At 42.8% G+C, this 1,309-nt stretch carries 2 protein-coding genes; both read right to left on the reverse strand.

The features are described from left to right. The coding region (locus tag HMPREF9425_RS09000) for a transporter substrate-binding domain-containing protein (protein ID WP_003098449.1) at positions 1 to 673 on the reverse strand (673 nt) is incomplete at its 3' end. An 11-nt stretch (positions 674 to 684) separates the two neighbouring features. Further along, positions 685 to 1,309, reverse strand: a 625-nt coding sequence (locus HMPREF9425_RS09005) for an amino acid ABC transporter ATP-binding protein (protein WP_037621921.1), incomplete at its 5' end; no start/stop codon positions are given.

Genomic DNA, 1,309 nt, shown 5'->3' on the forward strand with positions numbered 1-1,309 from the left:
CTTTCAAGGTTTTTGTCTTCTTGCTTTCATAGCCAGAAAGGATAGATTTATCAACTGAGAAAGCATTTACACGATGAGCGTAAAGAGATACAGCCAATTCTGGGAAAGAACCTAGTTGAACGTAGTTGAACTTAAGATTGTGGGCTGAGGCATATTCTTGTAAGGCAGCCTTAGTTGACGCCCCTTGAGAAACCCCGATAGTCTTACCATTCAAATCTGAGATTTTATTAATATCTGAATTCTTTAGGACCAAGAAACCAATTTGATCATGGTAGTAAGGATCTGAGATGGCATAAGATGCCTTACGTTCGTCATTAATGGTGTAGGTACCGATGAGTAAGTCGATAGTACCGTTATCCATAAGAGGTTCACGGGTTTGCGTCGTTACAGGGATGTAATTTACTTTCACTTTTAACTCATCAGCAATCTTTTTAGCAAGATCAACTTCCATACCTTCGTAGCTATTGGTCTTAGCAGAATAGTAACCAAAGTTAGGAACGTCTTGTTTTACACCAACATTGAGTGTCCCTCGCTTAACAATCTTTTGGACTGCTTTACTATCAAGAAGCTTACTAGTGTCTTCCGCCTTAGTCTTGTGACTCGAGATAAGAAAAATAGTGACAATTGCTAAGCATGCGACAGTTAGGTAACGTAAGATTTTTTTGAAAATCATAGGCAACCTCCTTAGGCATCCACTTGGACACGATCAGAGTTGTGGTCGATAATCTTAGAAAGGAATTGAACAGCACGAGGTTCAGTTGGATTGTCAAAGAAGCCATCGACATCCGTAGTATCCACGAGAACCTGACCTTCAGCCATGAAAATGATACGGTCTGCCACACTGCGAGCAAAGCCCATTTCGTGGGTAACCACTACCATGTTCATGCCACCTTTGGCAAGGTTCTGCATAACCGCCAGTACGTCACCGATAGTCTCTGGGTCAAGGGCTGACGTTGGCTCATCAAAGAGCAAGAGCTCAGGATTCATGGCAAGACCACGGGCAATAGCGATACGCTGTTTTTGTCCACCAGAAAGCATACCAGGGTATGAATCTTTCTTGTCCCACATGTTAACGTAGCGAAGGAATTTTTCAGCAGTCTTTTCAGCCTCTGCCTTACTGATTCCAAGAACCTTGATAGGTGCCAAGGTTACATTTTCAAGAACAGTTTTGTGAGGGTAGAGGTTGAAGTGTTGGAATACCATCCCTGCTTCCTTACGAAGCTCAACCAAGTCTTTGGCAGAAGCTTCCGTCACATTATGTCCGTTAACGATAAGCGTACCGTTATCGATGGATTCCAAGGCGTTGATT

Origin of the sequence: Streptococcus vestibularis ATCC 49124 (genome assembly GCF_000188295.1) — a bacterium.
In the GTDB taxonomy this organism is placed as follows: Bacteria; Bacillota; Bacilli; order Lactobacillales; family Streptococcaceae; genus Streptococcus; species Streptococcus vestibularis.